A 1285-nucleotide genomic window follows, 5' to 3' on the forward strand; every position below is an offset into this window, starting at 1 on the left:
CGGAGACGAAGACGATGTTCTCGCGGGCCAGGCCGAGTTCGGGCATGAAGCCCTGGACGGCGGCGAGGATCGCGTAGTCACCGCAGCCGGGGCACCAGCGCACCTCCTGGTCCGACTTGAAGTCCTTCATCGACTGCTTGGCCTCGGCCTTGGGGACCAGCTGGAGCAGTCCGTTGCCGGTGTCAGTCATCGATGGCCTCCTTCAGCGCCGCGGCGAGCTGTTCCGCCTTGAACGGCATGCCGTTGACCTGGTTGTACGAGTGGGCGTCGACCAGGTACTTCGCCCGGATCAGGGTGGCGAGCTGCCCGAGGTTCATCTCCGGTACCACCACCTTGTCGTACCGGGCGAGCACCGCGCCGAGATTGCGCGGGAAGGGGTTGAGGTGGCGCAGGTGGGCCTGCGCGATGGACTCGCCGGCCGTGCGCAGCCGTCGTACCGCCGCCGTGATCGGGCCGTACGTCGAACCCCAGCCGAGGACGAGGGTCGTCGCGCCGTGCGGGTCGTCCACCTCCAGGTCCGGGACCTCGATGCCGTCGATCTTGGCCTGGCGGGTGCGGACCATGAAGTCGTGGTTGGCCGGGTCGTAGGAGATGTCGCCCGTGCCGTCCTGCTTCTCGATGCCGCCGATGCGGTGCTCCAGGCCGGGGGTGCCGGGGACCGCCCAGGGCCGGGCGAGGGTCCGCGGATCGCGCTTGTACGGCCAGAAGACCTCGGTGCCGTCCGCGAGGGTGTGGTTCGGACCGGACGCGAACCTGACCCGCAGATCCGGCAGTTCGTCCAGCTCCGGGATGCGCCAGGGCTCGGAGCCGTTGGCCAGGTAGCCGTCCGACAGCAGCATCACCGGGGTGCGGTACGTCAGCGCGATCCGCGCCGCCTCCAGGGCCGCGTCGAAGCAGTCCGCCGGGGTCTTCGGCGCGACGATCGGCACCGGCGCCTCGCCGTTGCGCCCGTACATCGCCTGCAGCAGGTCCGCCTGCTCGGTCTTGGTCGGCAGGCCGGTGGACGGACCGCCGCGCTGGATGTCCACCACCAGCAGCGGCAGTTCGAGGGAGACCGCCAGGCCGACGGTCTCGCTCTTGAGGGCGACACCGGGGCCGGACGTGGTGGTCACCGCGAGCGAGCCGCCGAACGCCGCGCCCAGGGCCGCCCCGATGCCCGCGATCTCGTCCTCGGCCTGGAAGGTCCGCACGCCGAAGTTCTTGTGCCGGCTCAGCTCGTGCAGGATGTCCGAGGCCGGGGTGATCGGGTACGAGCCCAGGAACAGCGGCAGATCCGCCTGCCGGG

2 pseudogenes are annotated in these 1285 nt (G+C 70.7%); both read right to left on the reverse strand.

Going from position 1 to position 1285, the window contains the following annotated elements:
* Positions 1 to 190: pseudogene (locus tag QSK45_RS38015) on the reverse strand (2-oxoacid:ferredoxin oxidoreductase subunit beta); the annotation flags it as partial.
* Positions 183 to 1285 (reverse strand): annotated as a pseudogene (locus tag QSK45_RS38020) (2-oxoacid:acceptor oxidoreductase subunit alpha); the annotation flags it as partial. The pseudogenes QSK45_RS38020 and QSK45_RS38015, both read right to left, overlap by 8 nt.

Origin of the sequence: Streptomyces hygroscopicus subsp. hygroscopicus (assembly GCF_030269125.1) — a bacterium.
GTDB lineage: Bacteria > Actinomycetota > Actinomycetes > Streptomycetales > Streptomycetaceae > Streptomyces > Streptomyces hygroscopicus_C.